We start from the raw sequence: 1,292 nt of genomic DNA, 5'->3' as shown, positions 1-1,292 counted from the left end.
TTATCATTATCTGCTAATAAATATTCACATCCATGTTCAATTGCTATTAATTCTACATTTCCTAAATGTTCAATTCTAGATTGCTTGCTCCATTTAGGATCAATCTTGATTTCATATATTAGTTCAAGTTGTTCTTGTTGCCACTTGAAAATGATATTTGATACGAAAGAATAACAAAATTCTGCATCGTCTTTAATCCAAGGTCTTTGCATTAATGCATTTCCGAATGATTTGCTTTATATTCAGAAGGAATGTGTGACAAGTAATCATCAAATTTATTAAATAATCTTGAGTCGACTCCAAGTCTTTCAAGCTCATTGCATTTTCGAAGGCATCACGACAGGCGACAATTGCTTCAATATATTTTTTTTGTTCAATCAGCTCTTCAGCTGTTAATAAAAATTGCTTCAGATGCGAATTAGTAATCAAATTTGACAATTTGATCTCAGAGTATCTAGTGTCAAATTTACTACTCATGACTTTGTTAAAAAATCTTTGGCTTATATTAATGAATCTTGATATATCAGTCGCTGGATCAACCATAGCATGTTGAACAAGATTTCTTAATTGCCTTAATAATTTGATTTCTGACAGATATGGCAGCTCTATCGAATACTTCTCTTTCAGAAATTTATTTATTTCACCAGCAAGTTGACCAAGTTCACAAGTTTCTAAATTTTTTCCCGTGATATCTTCAAAATCAACATGTCTTATAATTATTCTGAGAATATATTCAATAGAATTATCCAAATTGTGAATGGCTATCATTCTATCAAACGAAAGATTATTAGCACCATCGAACCGATTTCATATTACTTTTTTTCTTTTTTCTCAGTTAATAGATCTCCAATTAACTTATTAAAATTTAAACCAAAACCCATAATGTTAGGTTCGAGCATAACATATTCATTTAATTTACCTAATATCCTCTTCACTAGTGATGGTTCAAATTCTTTCTTTGAGTTAGTTTTATTGAGTAATTCATGTAAATTTATTACCAACTCATTTATAATGTCGCTAAAGTATTTAGAATCGAATTTCAATTGTTTCAGCTCATTTAATACCCAATTAACTTTCTCTACATTTTGTGTACTCATTACATTTTTCGCATATATAATTAATAGATCTATCTTATTTTCGTTTGAGATCGAATTATATTCTATCGCTTCTAGCGCCTCAATAGAGGTATCAAATTCAGCTCTTAGATAGTAAATTTCAGCAACAAAAATTCTTGCTAATGATAACTCATCTAGTTCCAAGCTCTTATTATAATAGCTTAACGCTATATCAAC

General features: G+C 29.4%; 2 protein-coding genes and 1 pseudogene. All 3 read right to left on the bottom strand.

What is annotated here, in order from left to right; genetic code table 11:
- Positions 1 to 212, bottom strand: a 212-nt coding sequence (locus tag CHI14_RS30050; RefSeq protein WP_170948149.1) for a hypothetical protein, incomplete at its 3' end; no start/stop codon positions are given.
- Positions 193 to 768, bottom strand: a complete 576-nt coding sequence (locus CHI14_RS15310) for a hypothetical protein (RefSeq protein ID WP_095289383.1) — start codon at positions 766 to 768, stop codon at positions 193 to 195. The genes CHI14_RS15310 and CHI14_RS30050, both read right to left, overlap by 20 nt.
- A gap of 44 nt (positions 769 to 812) precedes the next feature.
- Positions 813 to 1,292, bottom strand: a pseudogene (locus CHI14_RS15305) (hypothetical protein); the annotation flags it as partial.

The organism is Paenibacillus sp. 7516 (assembly GCF_002272715.1).
GTDB lineage: Bacteria > Bacillota > Bacilli > Paenibacillales > Paenibacillaceae > Paenibacillus > Paenibacillus illinoisensis_A.
This window is presented reverse-complemented; position numbering and strand designations above follow the sequence as displayed.

Coding starts and splice junctions, on each gene's coding strand:
- CHI14_RS15310 (WP_095289383.1), bottom strand. CDS start 768: ATGATAGCCATTCACAATTTGGATAATTCTATTGAATATATTCTCAGA.